Origin of the sequence: Halomonas sp. GXIMD04776 (genome assembly GCF_049808615.1) — a bacterium.
GTDB lineage: Bacteria > Pseudomonadota > Gammaproteobacteria > Pseudomonadales > Halomonadaceae > Modicisalibacter.
Map to the genome: position 1 here is coordinate 1 of NZ_JBNCAN010000067.1, position 833 is coordinate 833.

1 protein-coding gene is annotated in these 833 nt (G+C 56.2%); it reads right to left on the reverse strand.

Annotated elements, in window-relative coordinates; translation table 11 throughout:
- Positions 1 to 833, reverse strand: an 833-nt coding sequence (locus ACPF7Z_RS19415) for an IS3 family transposase (protein ID WP_425194879.1), incomplete at both ends; no start/stop codon positions are given.

An 833-nucleotide genomic window follows, 5' to 3' on the forward strand; every position in this document is an offset into this window, starting at 1 on the left:
CACTGTGCAGCCGTTGGCTGTTATAAAAGCCCTCAATATAGTCTTTTATGTGTTTCCGTAATTGCCGCATCGTCACGAAACTGGTGGCATGCAGCAATTCTCCCTTCAGCGTCTTGAAGAAGGATTCCACCTCGGCATTATCGGTACACTGCCCCGGGCGATTCATGCTGTGGCGTACACCGTTCTGATTCAGGAGCACCTGCGTCTTGTGGGCTCGGTATTCGATGCCACGATCGGTATGGAACAAGAGTCCTGCGTTGGGCTTCCTCATCGCAAACGCCTCTCTCAGCGCGCCCTTGGCCAGCGCCGCATTCAAGCGCTCATCCAATCGCCAACTGACAACCCGTCGCGAGAACAGGTCCAGAACTACCGCCAGGAACACGTACTTCCTACCCAGCTTGATGTAGGTGACGTCGCTGCTCCATTGCTGATTAATCGCAACAGGCTTTTCGACGTCCAAACGATGATTAGGGAGCACTTTCAAGTCGTCCCGACGTTTCGTCATCCGCCGATAGACCCGCATGACACGCGCTCTCATGCCCCATTCCTGCATCAGCCGCGCCACGCGGTTCTCGCCAACCCTCTCACCTTCCCGGCGCAACGCCTGATAGACCCTGGGGCTGCCATAGCGCCCTTTACTGTCATCGTAGACGCGGCGGATCTTTAACAGTAGATCGGCGTTCTCAGAAGCCCTCCGGCTGGGCTTCTTGTTCGACCAGGCGTAGTAGCCGGATCGAGATACCTTAAGGTGACGGCACAGTGCTTTTACGCTGTGTTCCCGTCGGTGTTTCCAGACGAACCGGAACGCTTGCGTCGTTCCTCGGCCTGAAAAC